This is a genomic window from Methylocella sp. (genome assembly GCA_037200525.1).
GTDB lineage: Bacteria > Pseudomonadota > Alphaproteobacteria > Rhizobiales > Beijerinckiaceae > Methylocapsa.
On the sequence record JBBCGG010000001.1, the window covers coordinates 1,100,824 to 1,119,082 of the forward strand.

13 protein-coding genes and 1 pseudogene are annotated in these 18,259 nt (G+C 60.9%); 3 read left to right on the plus strand and 11 right to left on the minus strand.

Features of this window, described 5'->3' with window-relative positions; all coding sequences use genetic code 11:
- Both WDN46_05200 and WDN46_05205 read left to right on the plus strand, forming a co-directional pair.
- Positions 1 to 279: a hypothetical protein gene (locus WDN46_05200; GenBank protein MEJ0092827.1), complete on the plus strand. Its 279-nt coding sequence runs from the start codon at positions 1 to 3 to the stop codon at positions 277 to 279.
- The gene (locus WDN46_05205; protein MEJ0092828.1) at positions 280 to 2,463 is read left to right on the plus strand and encodes a hypothetical protein; all 2,184 of its coding nucleotides are present in this window, start codon (positions 280 to 282) and stop codon (positions 2,461 to 2,463) included.
- On the opposite strand, the gene WDN46_05210 is transcribed toward WDN46_05205, so the two are convergent.
- From WDN46_05210 to WDN46_05220, 3 genes are read right to left on the minus strand one after another with little or no spacing between them, the layout of a single operon-like run.
- Positions 2,417 to 2,830, minus strand: a complete 414-nt coding sequence (locus WDN46_05210) for a hypothetical protein (GenBank protein ID MEJ0092829.1) — start codon at positions 2,828 to 2,830, stop codon at positions 2,417 to 2,419. The two genes, WDN46_05205 and WDN46_05210, sit on opposite strands and share 47 nt — an antisense overlap.
- Before the next feature lie 28 nt (positions 2,831 to 2,858).
- Positions 2,859 to 3,017 (minus strand): hypothetical protein, encoded by a 159-nt coding sequence (locus WDN46_05215; protein ID MEJ0092830.1) that lies wholly within the window; start codon positions 3,015 to 3,017, stop codon positions 2,859 to 2,861.
- Entirely contained in the window at positions 3,014 to 3,274 is a 261-nt protein-coding gene (locus WDN46_05220; GenBank protein ID MEJ0092831.1) for a hypothetical protein, read from the minus strand. Before WDN46_05220 ends, WDN46_05215 begins: the two co-directional genes overlap by 4 nt.
- Positions 3,275 to 3,865: 591 nt before the next feature.
- On the opposite strand from WDN46_05220, the gene WDN46_05225 reads away from it, so the two are divergent.
- Positions 3,866 to 4,105: a hypothetical protein gene (locus WDN46_05225; GenBank protein MEJ0092832.1), complete on the plus strand. Its 240-nt coding sequence runs from the start codon at positions 3,866 to 3,868 to the stop codon at positions 4,103 to 4,105.
- A 697-nt stretch (positions 4,106 to 4,802) separates the two neighbouring features.
- Here WDN46_05225 and WDN46_05230 read toward each other — a convergent pair.
- The 8 genes and pseudogenes from WDN46_05230 to WDN46_05265 all read right to left on the minus strand — a co-directional run bounded on the left by WDN46_05230 (position 4,803) and on the right by WDN46_05265 (position 18,128).
- Complete coding sequence (locus WDN46_05230; GenBank protein ID MEJ0092833.1) at positions 4,803 to 6,821, minus strand: multicopper oxidase domain-containing protein; 2,019 nt, start codon at positions 6,819 to 6,821, stop codon at positions 4,803 to 4,805.
- A 146-nt stretch (positions 6,822 to 6,967) separates the two neighbouring features.
- Positions 6,968 to 7,734: pseudogene (locus WDN46_05235) on the minus strand (IS5 family transposase).
- Positions 7,735 to 8,658: 924 nt separating this feature from the next.
- Positions 8,659 to 10,827, minus strand: a complete 2,169-nt coding sequence (locus WDN46_05240; GenBank protein ID MEJ0092834.1) for a methyltransferase domain-containing protein — start codon at positions 10,825 to 10,827, stop codon at positions 8,659 to 8,661.
- A gap of 82 nt (positions 10,828 to 10,909) precedes the next feature.
- Complete coding sequence (locus WDN46_05245; GenBank protein MEJ0092835.1) at positions 10,910 to 11,245, minus strand: SOS response-associated peptidase family protein; 336 nt, start codon at positions 11,243 to 11,245, stop codon at positions 10,910 to 10,912.
- Positions 11,246 to 11,804: 559 nt separating this feature from the next.
- Complete coding sequence (locus WDN46_05250; GenBank protein MEJ0092836.1) at positions 11,805 to 14,855, minus strand: efflux RND transporter permease subunit; 3,051 nt, start codon at positions 14,853 to 14,855, stop codon at positions 11,805 to 11,807.
- Positions 14,852 to 15,904: an efflux RND transporter periplasmic adaptor subunit gene (locus tag WDN46_05255; protein MEJ0092837.1), complete on the minus strand. Its 1,053-nt coding sequence runs from the start codon at positions 15,902 to 15,904 to the stop codon at positions 14,852 to 14,854. Before WDN46_05255 ends, WDN46_05250 begins: the two co-directional genes overlap by 4 nt.
- A complete protein-coding gene (locus tag WDN46_05260) occupies positions 15,901 to 17,268 on the minus strand; it encodes a TolC family protein (protein MEJ0092838.1) in 1,368 nt (455 codons plus the stop codon). Before WDN46_05260 ends, WDN46_05255 begins: the two co-directional genes overlap by 4 nt.
- The gene (locus tag WDN46_05265; protein ID MEJ0092839.1) at positions 17,268 to 18,128 is read right to left on the minus strand and encodes a hypothetical protein; all 861 of its coding nucleotides are present in this window, start codon (positions 18,126 to 18,128) and stop codon (positions 17,268 to 17,270) included. Before WDN46_05265 ends, WDN46_05260 begins: the two co-directional genes overlap by 1 nt.
- Between the last annotated feature and the right edge of the window lie 131 nt (positions 18,129 to 18,259).

Below are 18,259 nucleotides of genomic sequence, written 5' to 3' on the forward strand. Positions count from 1 at the left end.
GTGAGGCTTAATCAGGTCGCGCAGAAAAAAGCGCAGTTCGAGCACGATCTTTTCCTCAAGAATGGGCAGGGGCCCGACGCTTACGATAACGCGACGGCAGCCTGGCAGGAAGCCACGACGGGAAAGAATGCCATTCCCCTCGCGTCCGCGAAATTCGGGCACACTTACGAATATCAGGGCCAAAAACGCGTGATCGTCCCCAGCACTGATGTGAGCGGATTTTCGGTCTATTCGCCCGACGATCCGCTCGTCGCCGACGCCGGACCGCGGGAGAAATAAATGGCCGCGATCATCGATCCGGATGAATTGTCGGAGGCGCAGGCCCAATTGGCCGCTCAAGGAACGACGGGACCCGGCGCTGTGCCGCCGACCGCTGCGCAATCGTTCGGCGCCATCACGGATCCGGATGAATTGGCGCAAGCAAACACCGTTATGCGGGAGCGTCAGCAATCTCGGGTTTCGGGATCGCTGAACCCAGCTGGCGTCGAGACCGATCCTTCGCATGGTCAAGTCATGCAGGCGCAGCCGCCGAAAAGTTTTTGGGAAAATGTAGGCGATGTCGGTCGCATGCTAACCTCGGAAATCCCGTTTTCCGATCGCATTGCGGCGGCAGGCGATACGCTTACAGCGAATCTGCCCATGCCTGATTGGTTGAGACCTGATTGGTTGCCGGCTGATTGGTGGAAAACAGGGCCTGGAAAATCGACTGATTATGCCGGCAATCTCCGGGATGAACGGATGCAAAATGCGACCGTCGAAGCGGCGCATCCAATTCTATCAAAAATCCTGGGCTTTGGCGGCGGCGCGGCGGGGATCGCAGCGACTGCCCCTGAGTCCGCCTTAGCTGCGGGCGCGGGATTAGGGGAAAGAGCGCTCGCCGGCGGATTGACCGGTGCTGGTTATGGAGGCGTGCAAGGAGCGTCAAGCGCCCCAGATTTGACGGATGTCGGCGATGCAGCATCAAGGACAGCTCGAGGCGCCATAGTTGGTCTCAGCACCGGCGCCGCGCTTCCGATCGCCGCCGGCGGCATTGGCTCCGGGTATGCCGGCATTGCGGATCTCGTCAATGGAGGCGCGCCGGGCATTTCGCGCGCGGCGCAGAAACAGTTGATTCCGGCGATTGAGGCCGACACGCCCCAGATGGTTCAGGCCAATCTCGCGCGCCTTGGCGATCAAGGGATGCTGGCGGACGCTGGGCCCGCGCTCACAGGAAAAGCCCAGGGCGCTTCGCTCAATAGTGACGAAGGCCGCACCATTTTGGGGACAGCGCTGGCAGGGAGAGACGCAGGAACGAACAATCGTCTAAATCAGGACTTAATCGCCGCGATCGGGCCGGCGCAGAGCCCACAAGCGGTCACTGATGCCATCGTCGCCCAGCGAACGGCCATTCACGCTCCTCTGCCGCAGATTTTCACGAACGCTGGTCCGGTCGATACGTCGAATGTCTTGGCGGATATCGGCCAGCGCTTGAATACAGCGCGCGGTCCCGAAGCAGCGGTGCTCGCGTGGGCGCGGGACTATCTGATGCAGGATGCCCAGGACGCCGAAGGCAATCCGATCAGGGTTCCCGTGACCAGGGCCGAGACGCTGCAGAATGCCAAAATGGCGATCGACATGCTAATTGATCGGGGTGATCTGACTTTGGGCGTGCAGCCCGGCGCCGTGAGCAAATCGCAGGGTTCAATTGGCGCGGTCAGAGCGGGACTGAACAGAGCGCTGCGCGATCAAGTACCGGGCTACGCCGATATTATGGATCGGTCGTCGGCGCTGGCTCGGGGCGCGGATGCAATCGAAACTGGCAACTCCATCCTGAGTTCGGGCCAGGGTGCAGTTCACCCAGCCGACCTGAACACTCAAATGCAGAATATGACGCCGGAGGAGATCGCGGGTTTGCGCGTCGGCGCGAGAGGTGCGATTGATCGCACCGTCGGCACAAAGGCAAATGACCTCGCCGCGCTGCGCAGCGCTATGCAGGGGGAGGGCGGGTGGAATGAGGCAAAACTTGCGAGCATCTTCGGAGCCGGACCGACCAGCGACATAGTCAATTCGATCGACCGGAACACGGTATTCAGAAACACGAACCAGACCGTTAATCAGGGTTCGCAGACCGCGCAGCGCACGGCCGCCGCAGCGGCAATGAAGCCGGGAGCGGCGACGGGCGGTATCCCGCTGATCAACCCCAATATGACGTTGACCGGCGCGCTGATGACGCCCGTGAAGGCGATGGGCAACGCTCTGCTCAATCAGATGCGTCCCGACCCAACGAGATCATATGGCGAAATCGCCCGCGTTCTGAGCGCGCAAGGGCCGCAGCGCGATGCCTATACTTCAGCTTTAGTTGACGCGTTGATGCGTCGGGGCGCAAATGCGGCCAGAGGGCAGGCAGTTGGAAACAATACGGCGATGGCTGCAGCGCTTATCGGCGGCCCGTACGCGAACGATCGACTGCAAAGGCCGCAATGATGCCGCTGATCCCGATGGTCATGCAGAACGCGATCGCCCCCCAAAATGAAACATCGGCGATCTTATAGGCCAAGGTCTGATAACCCCAGATCAGGGCGAATAGAATTGATGAGCAGACGATGATCGCAAACAAACGAGACCTTGCCTCTGAACTACAAATTAGCGCCTTCAGACCGCGCCTGAGCACCTTCAGACCGCGCCAAATGTTGACCACCAGAATCCAAACCCAAGCCACAGTGAAAATGGCGTATGCAGTTGCGGCGAAAAGAGTCCAAAGATTTAGGGTCATGATCCCGGTGGTACGGTCCGCCGCAAGCAGATCGATAATGAGAATGACGGCAACTATCCACACAACGATCTTTACCAATCGCCCCACGCCGGCCTCGCGGTTCATTTCAATGCGCTGGCCAGAACGACTTGATGACGAGAAGCAAGACGCCGAACAGGTTGAGGACTGCCATCCACTTAACGATAGCCATGTCAGATCGAATAACAGCGAGATCGGCCCGGATTTCCGCGAAAGACTGCGACAGGCCGTTCGAGGTTTCGCTCATTTCCCAAAGACCTTAATCAGCGAAACGATTGCTCCTAAGATAACGATGGTCTGAAATCCTATCGCTCCGATGATCCATTTCAGGATGTCAGTTTTTGCTTCGGCTATTTCAGTTTTGAGGTCGGATTTGGTAGCTAAATCGCCATGCGCCGCTTCGCCAAGCGCTTCCGCGATCGCGTCTGCCTGCTCGGTCGTGAAATTGCCTTTGTCCCGGAGGGTGCGGGACAGGCGCAGCGTATCGAATAGGATCGTGCTCATTTTACGCGGTCCTTAAGATCCATTTTACCCAATCCGATCAGTTCAAAGATCAAGCACCTAGTCGGGTGGACATTAAGATAGATCATTTCCTCTCTTTTGTGGCTGCTAGACCAAGTTCTATGAGGCGACGCGCAGCCTCCGGCCTTGTCGGCAAATCTGATTGTCGCGCCCGCCACTGATCTAGCGCTGCTATGGCGTCAGCCCGCATCCGAACACCGATGGACAGATTCGTCCCCGTCGCCGGACGCCCACGTTTATTTTTTGATTGCATGTCATCATAAATCATGATTACATGATGACGTAAATTAGAGCGGGCCGCAAGGGGACTGGTACTCCCCGAGCAGCCCTAACCCCAGCGAGAAAAGGGCTTCTTCGCCATGGCTAAGATAGATAATATCATACCGTCGAATAGATGCGGAGGTCTATCCGGCACCCATACGGATAGACCAAGCCGTCGTATGATTATGAGCTATGCCCCAGCGGCGGCGCTTCTGCCGGGGGCCCGTCCTCTCTGCTGGGATCGGAATTACCACTGCCTCGGCGGATCCCGTCCTCGCGGAGATTGAGGACCACAAAGTCAAATACGACACTATGATTAAGATCGGCGAAGCGACCGGCGGAGGCGGACCGGACTACTCGGTGTCTACCTGCGCTGAGTGGGATGCTATGTTTAAGATCGCCGAGACGGTGCCGACTACTTTGGCGGGCATCATCGCCCTCTGTGATTATCTGCTCCAGGTCGGCGAGTTCCAGGACGGCATCTACGATGGGATCGAGTGTACGATTCTGGAAAGCATTCGCGCTTCGCTGCGCAATATTCCCGCTGCCTAAACACCTGAACAACTGAATTCGCCACTGCCAACGGGGGTATAGAGCGACCGCGGGCTCCCGGCCGTCGCCCAGCCTTTCCTGCTTGTCGGCGGACGGCGGCATAAGCTACATGCCACGAGAACGCTTCCCAATCCGCGCAGGTCGGGATGCCTGTCGCAGCAAGTCGGCGATGTGGCGCGCTCGGCCGACTTCGTCGTGCGAGTCTACAGCACGGGTCCGGGGCCAGTTTCGACCGAAGCGATCACCGTCTCAGCGGCGACGGCCGGGCACAGACGGACCGCGAAGATCGAGTGACGGAAGCTCGGCATGTGGATGCGATTTCTTTGCCTTCTGGCGTTACTGGCGCTGCCCGCTAAAGCCCAAGTCTGCAATCCCGGCTGCCCGCTTTCTGGTTGCGTTTTCAATGGGTCGTCTTGTTTCGCGGCGGCCTGGCGTCCGGCGTGGGCGCTGGGTTGTGACGCACATAAAATGAGGACGCCTGCAATGACTAGATTGGTGGTCAAGGTCCTTTTGTTTGCGATGCTGGCGCTGGCGCCGGCCGCGACTCATGCGCGCCCTTGTGGTCACTCATGCGCCGCCCTCCCGGCGATCTACAATCCGGACAGCCGGGGCAGGCGACCGAGCGGCAGACCTCCAGCTGTGCTTCCGATCCCGCAACAACGGTCACCCTCTCGCCGCAGCAGAGCGCCACTGTTTCCTAATAGGCCACCACCCGAACCTTCTTCATCATGCCCGTGTCCTCGTGGTTGAGGAAGTGGCAATGGAACACGAACTCGCCAATCATGCTGCGGGTGAATTTCAGACGCAGGCGAGTAAATCCGGGGGTCATGGGAACGTCAACGCTACCATCGGCCGAAGGCGCCCTGGTCGCGGCAGGGATATTCACGGTATCGAGAAGTGGCGCACGATCGCCAATCGTGTCCCCGGCGGTTATGTCACGGAAATGCATTTGGTGGATGTGGAAGTTATGCACTTCCAACGTATAGTTCTGAAGGAGCCAGTCTTCCGTGACGCTTTCTTTCCCCCCGAGATGAACCACGACATCGGGCGGCTGAACGTGTGGATCGAACGGTTTAAGCGCAACCGGGTATCCCTGGTCGTCCGACGAGTCAATCATAGTCAGATAGAAATCGATGATGGCTGGGTTGGGGTTCGTGGGGGGGCCAATGATCCATTTTGACTTTTTCACAGTGAACGTGTGCGGATACTCCGTGAAGGCGAACACGCGGCGCACGCTTGGCGGCGCGTCGAGAATGTGCGTGTATTGCGTCTCCATCTCCCGGGGCAGGAGGTCGGCGTCGTTTTGCGCGGACGCGATGTCGATCTTCGCCGCGCCATCGGCGGACGCGGACGCGGTCGCGTCCTGCGCCGCGCCGCCTTTCGCCTTGGTCGAGACGACCCGCAGCAGACGGCGGTGTGGCTGAGTGTTGCCGGCGCATCCTGGAGCCACCTGGAGGCTATCGAGGTAGAGGGCCGCGCCCGGCGGCGGAGCATGCACCAGAATTTCGACCCGATTGGCCGTGGCCAACAGAAGCGGATGCTTCGTGGTGTCGACGATATCGAAATAGGCGCGGCCATTGTCGTCATGAACCGGCACGCCGTCCAAAGCGGTAATGACCAGGGGCAGCACCTGGGTCTTGCCGTTGATCGAAAGGACAAGCTGCGGGCTGACATAGGACGTGGCGGAAGCGTTAACGATCCGCCAGATCTGGCGTTCGCCTGGCTTCATCGTCTTGACCAGGACCTGGTCGTCGGGTGGCGGGAACGCTGGCGTCTCCTGCACCACAGCGCCATTCAACAGCAGCCGCGCGAATGGCGCTCCGCCGCCAGTGTCGGGGTCAGTTGGCTTGCACGTTATCTCGTTGTCGCGATCGATTCTGGGATCGATCGTCGGGCCTGCCGCCGCGGTCGGCGCACGCTCGCGCGCATGCAGTTGAGCGAGGACGGCCCGATAGGGAAGCGCGGGGGCTGACGACGTGATAAAGCTGGCTGGCATATCGTGAATGATCATGACGTCATCGCTGACGCCGAGGGCGGCCCTTACGTTGTCCTGCTCACTCTCGATGACGATGGCGCCGGCGGCCCCCATCATTGTCTGAGGGAACACCTGCCCGTGGCGATGCGTGTGATAGAAGTAGAGCCCGGCAGGATGATCGGGCGGGATATCGTAGCTGTACGTGAGTTCGTTCGGCGCTGACTGGCATGGCAACAACGGTGGGCGGCCCGGCCAGTTCGCGGCGTAGACGACGCTCCGAATCACTTCGTCGTGGCATGGTTCGGGCGACACGTCGCTGAATCCATGCGTATGCAGATTGGTGCTTCCGTCCGCCGCGTGCTGGAGATTCGCCTGGATGGGGTAGAAGGCTCCGTTGGGGCCTGGCAAAGCCAGGTCTGACGACTCTGGCTCGTCGCACGGGAGGCCTTGTATAGGCGGCCCGCCGGGATAGTTTTGGATTGTGCAGTTTTGCTTGGGGTTTGGCCCACTGTTGATCAAGGTGTTGGTCAATTTAACCGTCAGCGTGTTGCCGCGAAACACGCGAATGACCGGCGCCGCTGGAAGGGCGTTGGACACGAAACAAAGAGTGGGGTTTTTAAAAGCGCCCGTGCCGGCGCCAAGGCTGAGGGGCACGGTCAGATTGCCGCGTGCGGTGACGCTGGGAAGGCTGGCATAGGTGGATGGCTGTGGCGGGCAGACCACTGGCGCCGGCTCAGCCAAGGCCGCGGACGTCGCGGTGATCGCCAACGCCGGCGATTGCCGCGCATCGGCTGGCCAGGCAGTGGCGTCCTCGGCGCCGCTCGAGCAGAGACGGGCCCACAGTTGGGCTAGAAACCCGTCGGTCGGCTCTAGGCAGTAGTGACGAATTACCTGAGCATGATAGCAATAGCGGCGAGCAATACGAAGCCTCGGTAGTTTGCGAGGAGCTTGTCGTATCGGGTTGCGACGCGCCGGAACTGCTTCAGTTTATTGAAGAAACGCTCGACGAGATTGCGCTCCTTGTAGAGCGCCTTGTCGTAGGGGAGCGGCGCGCGGCGATTGGATTTTGATGGGATCACCGGCTCAGCCTCACGCATAAGAACAGCCTTGCGCAAGTGATTGGCGTCATAACCTTTATCGGCGATGATCGCATCGGCCGCAAAGCCTTCGATCAGGGCGTGCGCTTTTGTGATGTCGTTGCGCTGCCCAGGTCCGAGAAGGAGCCGAACGGGGTTGCCGAGTGCGTCTGTCGCGGCGTGGATTTTGGTGCTCAAACCACCGCGAGAGCGGCCCAGGCCTTGGGCATCCGCCCCCCTTTGGCGATCCTTGCGCCGGCCGCGTGCTGATGGGCGCGCACGATTGTTGAGTCGATCATCAGCCATTCGAGATCGGCCTCGGCGGTGAATGCCTCAAGAAATCCGTCCAAGGCGCCGCGCTCGATCCAGCGATAGTAGCGGCGTTTCACCGCCTGATGGTCGCCGAAGCGTTCGGGCAGATCGCGCCAGCGGCCGCCCGAGCGGGCCATCCATAACAGCGCGTCGACGAAGCGTCGATTGTCGCAGCGCGGCCCGCGCTGGCCGGCTCTTCCGCCTGGCACAAGATCACAAAGCCGCTCCCATTGATCGTCTCGCAGCGCATCGACATCCCGAATCATCAAGGCTGATCTCCAAAAATCAGCCTTGAATCATGGAAAGATCCTCGCGAGAATCCCCCAAACGCCGAATTCGTCACAACGGCCTAGCTGGGCGGCAGCGAAGAAAGCAATAATAAAGATGGTGAAACCAGCGATCCCACTGACGCGCATCGTCGGACCCCTCCCGCTTCGCTCGTGTCGCTCGGCCGATTGCGCCACTTCCTTGTGACGCGCAGCAGAGGACATCGAGGAGCCACAAACGCTGCCCGTTCGGGCTGAATTCGACACGCCCGACGGTGCGTGCCCGCGCAAGCGAAGAGTAAGCGCTACTATCGCTCAGGTTGAGGATCTTTGCAAGCGCCACCTCGAATCCGCGCGCGTCGGGGCGCCACCTCGCGCCATGATTTGGGGCCCTCCGTGTGTGCCGGTCGTTGCCGGTTCGTTGGCTCGCAAAACCGCGCTGCGATGGGCTCCAGTCTAGTCGAAAATCGCGGGCATACGCTTGCAGGGACCGGAACGTTTCGCCACCCCCTGGGAGATACACTTCTTCAAGGCCCAACGATCGAGATCCGGTAGTGCAACTGCCCCCGCCGCTGGTGAACCCCAGCGAGCGGGGAGCTCCTTTATCAGAAGCCAGGGGACGGAATCACCCGGCGGGCAAGCGGCAAAACTCGGGCCGTGCTCCACCTTCCGATGCTATATATTTGGACCGGCGAGGGCGGTTTGCATCGATAATGACCGAGTGTCGTTGCGCTCGGTCGCGAGCCACATAGTACGCCTGATCGCCGAAGCGATAGATCAGATCGCCTGCGTCGGATTCAACTGAGAGGGGTGACTCCTCAATCCGCTTGATCCACTTGATCATTGCTGCAAACGTCAGCGTCCGCCGACCGTCCATGGAGTCTCCTTGCTAGCCCCTTTTTCTGTGTGAACGTTGGGAAGGGCTTAAAGTCGATCAAGGGAGAATTTCAGGCTTGGTTTCATCGTATCGGGCAGCGCTCCGAAATAGAGAGGACGTCGGGTTGGTCGCTCGTAGCCGCGGCCGCGCAGACGCGCGTATTCCTCGTGAAACAACGCCTGGGGCGGCTCGAGATTGTTAGTTGCCACGCCGCCATGGACTTGATGGAACGTGGCCTCGCCCAATAGCATGATGAGTGCACCCTGAGGGTCAGAGCAGGCTCGCGACCACATATCGAGATTAACCAGGCCACCTCCTGGCGTCACAAAGCCCTCATCCCAGCCACCGAGAGTGCGCCAATGCTCGGCTCGCAAGAAGAACGCATTGCTTTCGGCGGGCAACTCAAACCAACCGCCAGCCGACGAACCGGCGAACGCCGAAATCGTGAAAAGACGATATCCGTCCGCGTCCCATCCGCTGGCGGCGAGCAATTCGTCCTCTACCGCCTGGTTGTAGCCGCGTTTAATGCTTTCCATCTGCACTTCTGCGCCGAGATGGAATGCGAGGGTTCCAATTACCGGGCGGTCGTGAATCCGCGAGGCGGCAAGGGCATTTGCTAGCAGTCCTGGCGACGCCATGCGCGCACCATCAATGCACACGCCGACGAGATCGCCACGAGCCAAACTGAGCCCGAAATTGATCGCTGGCACGGGTGAAACTGTAGCGTTCTGGACTCGGTGCACAATGAGATCCGTCATAAGACTGCGCAATTCGGTTTCATCAAAAGGCTGTGTCGAGCCATTATCGACAAGAATGACTTCGTAGTCTTGGGGATCTATGTCGCGCTGCATGGCAGGTGAAAGTGATCGAATGGTGCGAGGCAGCTCTCGCGCCATATTGTAACCAACGACAACGACCGATACCTTGGGCGTCCCGGTTCGCTCGGCCCGCATGGGCGCCTTCACGTGGTTCCAAGCGTGCCGTAGGCGGGCCACGATCTCGTGCGGCGGGGAGCTCTCGGATCGCGCCTCCTTCATGGCCTTGATGACGCGGTGAACTTCCTCGCCGGCCGGATCCACCGCGCCTTGACGCTGCAAAACGCTCTGAGGCGGCCCGGAATGCTCGCGGCCTTCCCGCACTATCGGATTATAGGCGTCCCACAGAACCCGGTTTGCTTGGTTGAGCCCCGCAATTAAGAGGATCCCTGCTGGGGCGACGTCAAGCGGCAACAGAAAGAGATCGGGGCGATGATTGCGCAACGTCTCGACGAGCCGCCAAACGTCTCCAGTCCAGGCGCGTGTTCGGCGTTCTCTTTGTCCCTGTGCGGGATGGTTGGGAAAGATGTCGTCAATTACGACCAGTGCGCCGGGAGCCGCGCACCGCTCGATATTCATGAAATCACGAAGCGTATACTCGAACAAATGCATCCCATCGATAAAGCAAAGGTCTGGAGAAATCGCGCCTGAATGCTTGATGAAAAAATCGTCGCTTGCGAGCGGCACGATGCGAGTTGTCGGAGGTAATTCATGGTCTAGTGCGAGGGCGGGGTCGACGCCTATAGCTGGACAGCGCGCTAGGCTGAGACTCGACCCTTGCCGGACTCCAATCTCGAGGTAATTGGCTGGCGCAAGTTCGTTATGGAGACGATTCAGAACCTCGATATATGAAACTGCGCCCTTAAGCGTCTCTTCTTCTGCTGTGCCCAGCGCACCATCCCAATCCTGCGAGGGTAGAATAGGCCGCCCTGAGGACTCAAACGGCGGCGCGTCGGCTCTACGAAACACTCCCACTAGATCTCGCCACGGCCCTCGCTCGTCGAGCCAGCTCTGCAGGAGGACGCAGCCGGCATGCTTTGCTAGAGCGTGGTAAGCGTCGGGGTAAAATCGGTAGCAATCCACTGGATAGCGATGGATCGGACCGGCCGATGGTAGGATCAGGAAGATGAAATCCTCCGGCCGCAGAACCCTCACCATCTCCTCGAAGGCTCGCCAAAAGAATTCGCTGTGCTCGAGAGTCTGGCCGGAAATAACAATATCGACTGAACCATCGGCCAGCGGAATTCGGTAGGGATCAGTGAGTACTATCTCGATGCCCGGCCCCGCTGCCATATCGGCTCCGATGTACCGATAGGGCGGCTTTTCGAAAACCTCGCGGTAGCTGCCGTTGACCTCGGCGGCGCCGATGTCCAACACGATTGTTTCGGCTCTCGCTTCCAATGGTCCGCCGGCGATATACGTCGAGTAACATCGCCACATATTTTCAATCGATGATGCATGCATCCGTACCCGTCCTGTCGTGCTAAGCCGAGGCGATAGGGAAGGACCACTCTCCTGGATCGTCCGTTTTCTGTCCAGTCGCCACAATCTTCAGCTTTTCGTGCGCCAGCGGCCGTTGAAGGGCAATTGCGTCGTCGAGCGATCCCTCGAGCCACGTATCCCATTCCTCGGGCGTCGTGAGCAGCACCGGCATGGCCTTGGCGTGAATTGGGCGCACCACGTCGTTCGACTCTGTCGTCAGAAAAGAGAACAGGCGATGTTCGCGGGTCTCGCCCTTCCGCTCGCCGGTCCATAGCCGCCAGATCCCCGCGAAGGCGAACAGCGGCCGGCTTTCATCGAGCGCGAACCAGTTCGTCACCTTCGGCCGGGTGTCGGTCCATTCGCAAAACGACGTCGCCGGCACAAGGCAGCGCCATTCGCCCTTCAGCCAGCCGCAGCATTGGGAGATGACAGATTGAGTACGTCGGTGACCGGAACCTTCTCGAATTTGGCGGCGGCGGTAAAGCGGCTTGGGCTTCGCGATCGAACGACGAGATGGCACGGGTAGCAAGCTTGGTACCAACTACTTCAGTACACACCCAGCGATGCGTCCGTATCCGGCATATCGCCGAATCGCTTGATCATGACCGCGCTCTCAAACTGACCCGATGCTGAATTGCATGTGCGAGAGAATGCAACACCGTCGCTACTGTGCTGACGGCAGCTTAGGCGGAATAGCGATGCGAACACAAGCGACTTAACGCGAGCCGGAAATCCACACAAATCGACCCAACGCCCACGTTCAGCGCGGAACAGGCAAACCGCCTGAGTTTAAAGCCATAGGCGACGTTCAGCGCACGGCGATGAAAAGCCGCCTAATATCCGTTGTTGCCGTTCCGATGGTCGATGAGCGTTAGGGGTCTCGAGACAGAACCCTGTCAGGCGGTCCTCTCAAGAGAAAACGTCATAAGAGCGGGCATGACCAGGAGAACAAGCGGGAATTGCAGCATAAGCCCGGAGATGATGGCAATGGCGAGCGGCTGCTGAATGGCTGACCCTTGACCTATAGACAAGGCGAGCGGAGCTAACGTCAATAGGGCGGCGATGGTCGTCATGGTAATCGGCCGGAGCCGATTGCGGCTCGCCTCGCGTAAAGCTTGGATCGGCGTCAGCGTATTTGCCAGCTCGGCATATTCCGATACGTAGAAGATCGCCATTTCTGTGCCGATGCCGATCACCATCGTCATGCCCATCAGCGCGGTGATGTTGAGATCGACGCCGGTCAGCCAGAGGCCGGTGAAGACCGCCGCTGTCGAGAGAAGCGAGCAGCCGATCACGATCAACGCGAGGGAGAATCTTTCGTAAAGGAAGAGCAGTAGCACCAGCTCCGCTGCCAGCGCGGCGACGAAGACCTTGGCGAGACCGTTGAACGCTATCTGCTGCTGCTGATAAAGGCCGCCCAGCGTATAAGTGACGCCGACTGGCAGAAGACCCGGCCTAGCGAGCACGGTCTTCACGTCGGAGATGGCGGCCCCGAGCCCACGCCCTTCGATGCGGCCGGTGACGGCGACCATCGGCTGAAGATTCTCCGTGCCGATCTGCGGCTGACCGCTAATCGCCGTGATCGTCGCGACGCGCTCCAGGGGGAACATGTGGCCATCTGGTGCCCGGATTGAGATCTGACTGAGGTCAGTCACTGTGTAGTGTTGCGCGCCGGGCGCAATGACACGTATGCCGACCCGCACCTCTCCATTGACGTATTGTGTTGCGATCGCGCCAGTCTGCGCGGTCGCGACAGCCTGGGTGACGAGGTCGCCGCTGGCGCCTTCAAGAGCCACTTTCACTGGATCGACCGTGACGTTAAGCGCGTCGCCCGCGAGATTTACCCCATTTTTGACGCCGGTCACCGCGTCGAGCCCCTTGATCGCCGAGGCCACGTTGACGGCGGTCGCGTTCAACACCGCGGGCGCGGCGCCAGTCAGCTTGATCTCGATCGGTTGCGGTACTGCGGTCAGGTCGCCGATCAGATCCTCTATGAGCTGCGCCGTCTCGATCTCGACGCCCGGGACCTTGGCGGCCGCTTCGGCAGTAACCGCAGCCATGACGTTCGGCGTCGGTCGCATATGGTCCGGCTTCAGACGGACGAAGAAGTCGCCGTGGTATGATTGGCCGAGGTCGCCGCCGATCCCTGTGCCGAGCCGTCGCGAAAATGTGTCAACCTCCGGCATGCTTTTGACGATGTCCTCGACTTGAGCGATCTCACGCTCTGTTTCGGTCAGCGAGGTGCCCGGCTTAGTGTAATAGTCCATTACGAAGCCACCTTCGTCGACCGGCGGCATGAAACCAGTCGCGACGTGAAGCGCCGCATAGGCGCCGAGTCCGACCACCGGGATTAGCAGCGCAATCGGCACGAATCGGTGCCGCAGAAAGAGGTCGAGGATCGCCGTATGCGCCTTGGCGTAAAGGCCGCGATGCTCGCCTGGCGTCACAGGCCTCAGAGTCGCGAAGTTAACCATCGAGCGCGCAAGCACGGGAACTACGAAAGCGGTCATTAGATATGAGACGACAAGAGCGCAGCCCATAGTGATCGATAAAGCCTTCGAAAAAGCGCCGGTAACGCCGCTGAGGAAACTCAGCGGAATGAAAACGATAAAGGTCGCGAGGCTCGACCCGCTGAGCGGCGTCATGAACTCGGCCGCAGCCGCCATCACTGCGCTCTTACCGGTTAGCGCGCCGAGCTCGGCGTCCGGTTGCGGCGCTGCGCGGTGGGCGATATGCTCGACCATCACGATCACGTCGTCGATTAGAAGACCGACGGCGGCGGCGATGCCGCCGAGAGTCATGATGTTGAAGCTGAGCCTTAGCATCGAAAGCAGCAAGATGGTGATGGCGAGCGTCGCCGCCACTGCAATCAGCGCCATCGACATTAAGCGCAGGCTACGCAAGAACAACCAGAGGACCAAACCGGCTAGCGAGAGGCCAATGACGACCGCGTCGCGCACGCTCGTCGCCGATTGGACCACGAGCTCGCTCTGATCGTACCAGTTCTTCATGGTCACGCCGGCTGGCAGGCTAAAGCCAGCGAGCGCTGTCTTGACGTCTGCGGCGATTTGCACCGCGTTGCCATCGGGCTGTTCATAGACGTTGAAGAGCACGGCTGGTCGTCCGTCCTCGACCACGCGCAGCCATTGCGGTACGACGCCGTCCCGGATCGTCGCGATGTCGCGGAGACGAACGACGCCCGTCGGATCACTACGTACAACGACATCGCGGATCGTCGCGAGGGTCGCCAGCGTGTGGTCGGAGACCACGAGGTAAAGCTTGTCGTGGTCCTCGATCTTGCCGACCGCCTGCAACACGTTTGCGGCGGCGAGCGCGGTCGTGACGTCGGTGAAGCTGAGGCCGTAGACCGCGAGTTTATTCGGATCGGTCTCGACCTCGATTTCTTGAGCGGCGCCGCCCTGGACGCCGACCCGTGAGAGACCGGAGATAGCAGAGAGCAGAGGGACGATGCGGTATTGTGCGAGGTCGCGAAGCGCGACGGGTGACAAAGTTTCAGACAGGAGTGCATAGGAGATGATCGGAAAAACGGTCGGATCCATCCGGCGCGCATCGTAACGTGCGCCCGCTGGAAGGCCAGGGAGAACGCGGGCGACGGCGGCATCAACGTTCAGCGTCGCCACCGCCATATCGCGGCCCCAGCCGAAGTCGACAGAGATCTGCGAGGACCCGCGAGTCGACTGCGAGCGAACGTTGAGCACTCCGGGCACGCCGCGGATTGCCTCCTCCACAGGCCGCGTAACGAGCACCTGTGTCTGGTCGGCCGGCCGATCGCCGGCGTCGAGTGAGACCACGACGCGGGGAAAAGACACCTGCGGGAACAGGCCGACCGGCAGGCCAAGCGCGAGGACTATGCCCGCGGCCGCCAGCGCGACCGCAATGAAGATAATGGAGCGCGCGTGGCGCTCGGCGGCCGCAAAGACGCTCATGGCGTCGCGGGGACGGCGGTAGCCGGAGACTCTTCGCTCGGCGCCTCGCGGACAGCAATCCCGTCTGACAACTGGTAGTTGCCCTCGACGACGATCGGCAACGTAGGATTGATCGCGCCCGTCACAACGCTTTGACGGGCGTTACTCCCGACAACTGTAACACCGACTCTGCGCGCCTTCGCGGCCGCAACCTGGTAGACTGCCTCGCCCTGCGCGTCGGTCAGCACGGCGTCGCGTGGCACGACGAACCCTTCGAAGTGCCCGACCGTGATCGATGCTCGGAACGCGGCGCCCGGCAAGAGCTTACCCCCGCTTGAGATCTCGGCATCGACGAGGTGCGTCCTGGGATTGAGTAGCCCGTTAATGCGCGCGACCGTGCCATCGGAGGGTTCGCCACCGCTTGTCAGCGGCTCAAGGCGGACCGGATCACCCAATTTCAGACGGAGCCGCTGCGCCGGTTCGATGCCTACGCTCACGACGAGACCGTCGGCGCGCATTAGCGTCATCATCGGCGCACCCTGAGCGACGGTATCGCCCTGCGCAATCGAAATCGCCGACACGATGCCCTCAAACGGCGCTTCGATGGCGAAATTCGGCTTGTTGGCGCCGGATCGCGTTAGCGTGTCTAGGTTCGTCTGCGCATCCGCGACCGCCTTATCCGCTTGGGTCAGCTGGTCCTTCGTGGCGAGCTGCTGCTGGACGAGCTGCTGCAGGCGGGCGCTGTTAATCCGGGCGATCGAAAGCGCAGTCTGCGCCTGTTGGTAGTTGCCGAGCGTGGACTGCGATACTGCGAAGTCGAGCAGCGGCTGCCGAGCCTGAACGGCCTCGCCGGGAGTCACAAAGAAGCGCGTAACGCGCCCTTGGATCTGCAAGCTGATCGTCATGCTGCTGTCGAGCGCCGGCCCTGCGGTGCCGTAGCCGATCACGATGTCTGGAAGGCTGCCGCGTTGGGGAGTCATGGTTATGATGAGAACGCTGGATTCTTCGGCAGCCTGGATAGCGCGCGAGAGAGCAAGTAACCCAAGCAGGGCAATAACGACGGATTTCATCGAGCGACCTCGTGGAAGAGGCCGAGGGGATCGGCAGGCGGTTCCTCGGGAGATAGCGTAACGAAGGGAAACCCGGCCCCGACGAGCGTGGCAAGGGCGACCTGCCCCTCGAGTTGCGCCTGGAGGAGCGTGATCCTCTCCTGCTCGCGCGCGAGGCGCGCGGACTCGATGTCGACATAGGCCCGCTCGTCGAAAATGCCCTGCCTGAAGGCGATTTCTGTGCGCTCGGCGATAGCCCGCGCTTGACGCAGCCGCGGCTCAAGATCCATGAGCTGACGCCCCACCAACGCCTGTTCAGATAGAAGCGCTTCGACCTCTTCGGTGGCCGCCGTGACGCGCGCGGTGAACTCGCGGCGGAGTTGCTCGCGCGTTGCCGTCTCGAGCGCCACGCCGCCCTGGTTCCGGTCGAAGATCGGCAATTCGGTGTTGATCTGCGGACCGATCGCCAGAATGCCGCTCGTATCCTGCCCCGCGAAGAGGCCGACGGAAATTGCCGGGAATTGCGACAGGATTGCCTGGCGTAGCTTGGCATCCTCGGAGCGATACCCGAACTGTAGGGCGATGAGGTCCGGGCGCCGATCTGCAATCGATCCAAGCTCGGCCCGGATACGGGCTACGTCGATCCGCGGCATGCCGATCGTGGGGGACAGAGCGAACGGGGCATCAGGCGTGAGCCCGAGGAGCGCCGCCAGCTGGTGCCGCCGACTCAATTGAAGGCGGGACAAGTCGTCGTAGGTCTTCTGGATGTCACCCACCGCGACAAGGTCTGGAGAGAGCGTCGCCACGGTCGCATTACCCTCTGTGATCGCCTTGCTCGTCAGATCAAAACGTTCCTTGAAGAGCTTGCGCGTCTTCGCGATGAAGGTCAGCAGACGATCTCCAGAAACGATGTCGACATAGAGCAGCCGGGCCTTGCCGATGGTCTGCCATTCCTGCCAGAGCAGCGTGGCGCTTACGTTCTGTTTGGCGGCGCTCGCGACCTCCCCTTTAGTGCGATAGATCAGAATCGATTTTAGGTCCTGGACGAAGCCCGCACTATAGGAATCGACGGTGCCTGGGCCGGAAATCAGGAACGGATAGGCCGCCTGCAACTGCGGGTTTGGGAGGATGCCGGCAATCAGCACCTGCGCGTCAGCCGCGCCCAGCTGGGCCCGCGCGGCGCGAAGGTCCGGATTGTTCGCGACAACCAGCTGGTCGAGCATCCGCAGGCTCACGCGGCCGCCGACGCCGCCAACAAGGTTGTCGGATCGCGATACAAGATCGGCCGAGGTGTCGAGCGGAAGCCGCTCGTACTTTGCACACCCCGTCGCGGCGAGCCCCAGAGCGATTGCCAGTGCTCTCTGCGAGCGCAATCCGGACGTCATTACGGCATTGGATCTAGGAAGAGAAGGCGCAGCGTGCCTGGTCGCGGGACGGCCCGGCCGCCCGGCTCCTCCGCCGGATCGGTCTCTGCGGCCGCGATATAAATTCGACCGCTATCGGGGTCGACAGTCAGGGTGCGGCCGCTGACCATCGTTTGCACGGCTTCGAGAGGGACGAATTCCTCGGCGCTCACCTCGCGGATGACCGACAGCGTTCCGTCGAGACCATTGGCGCTAAGGATGCGCCGGCGCTTTGGGTCGAAGGCGACGCCGTCGCTGCCGCGCCCGATTGGAACCGTCGCCACGATCGCACCGCTGATTGAATCCATCACGACCATGCGTTCGTTGGTACACCCCGAAAAAAGCCTCCGCGTCGCCGGATCAATTGCCAACCCGTGTGGATCGACGCAGTCCGGCATTCCCCAGCGCGCCTCGATGCGACCGGTGCGCGTGTCGATCCGGACGATCTCTCGCTTCGCCTCGCCGTTGACGAAGAGATGTCCTTCGCCATCGGCCACCGCGAACTCGAGCTTGCCGCCAATGATGATTGTCTGGATCACGGCTAATGCACGGAGATCGATCACGCTGATCGTGCCTGGGTCCCCGTTGATGATGAAAAGGTGGTCGGTCACGGGATCGATGACAGCCGTATCGGCGTCAGCTCCGACCGCTATCGCCTTTTCCGCCTCAAGGGTCCGGAGATCGAAGGGGATGGCCGTGCCGGCTTTTCCGTCGTCAGTGAAGCCTTTGCCGGTCGATGCGGAAATAGCGACTCCGTGCGAGCCGCCGACGATCCCGTCGAGATGCCCGAGCACCGCACCGTCGAGTCCGTCGACGACGGTCACGCGGTTGTCTTGGGCCAAGTAGACTCGGCGCGACACGGCGTCGAAAGTTAGAAAGTCCCAGTGGTCCGGCGCACCGAGCGAGATGGCTTGGCAAATGTGGTACAAGGGCCCGGGTTTCGACGAAGCGCTCGGAATTGCGGCAATCGCCA

Bases quoted from the DNA above. Each gene is read 5' to 3' on its own strand.
- WDN46_05250 (MEJ0092836.1), bottom strand. From the start codon at position 14,855: ATGAGCGTCTTTGCGGCCGCCGAGCGCCACGCGCGCTCCATTATCTTC.
- WDN46_05205 (MEJ0092828.1), top strand. From the start codon at position 280: ATGGCCGCGATCATCGATCCGGATGAATTGTCGGAGGCGCAGGCCCAA.
- WDN46_05225 (MEJ0092832.1), top strand. From the start codon at position 3,866: ATGATTAAGATCGGCGAAGCGACCGGCGGAGGCGGACCGGACTACTCG.
- WDN46_05220 (MEJ0092831.1), bottom strand. From the start codon at position 3,274: ATGAGCACGATCCTATTCGATACGCTGCGCCTGTCCCGCACCCTCCGG.
- WDN46_05215 (MEJ0092830.1), bottom strand. From the start codon at position 3,017: ATGAGCGAAACCTCGAACGGCCTGTCGCAGTCTTTCGCGGAAATCCGG.
- WDN46_05255 (MEJ0092837.1), bottom strand. From the start codon at position 15,904: ATGAAATCCGTCGTTATTGCCCTGCTTGGGTTACTTGCTCTCTCGCGC.
- WDN46_05260 (MEJ0092838.1), bottom strand. From the start codon at position 17,268: ATGACGTCCGGATTGCGCTCGCAGAGAGCACTGGCAATCGCTCTGGGG.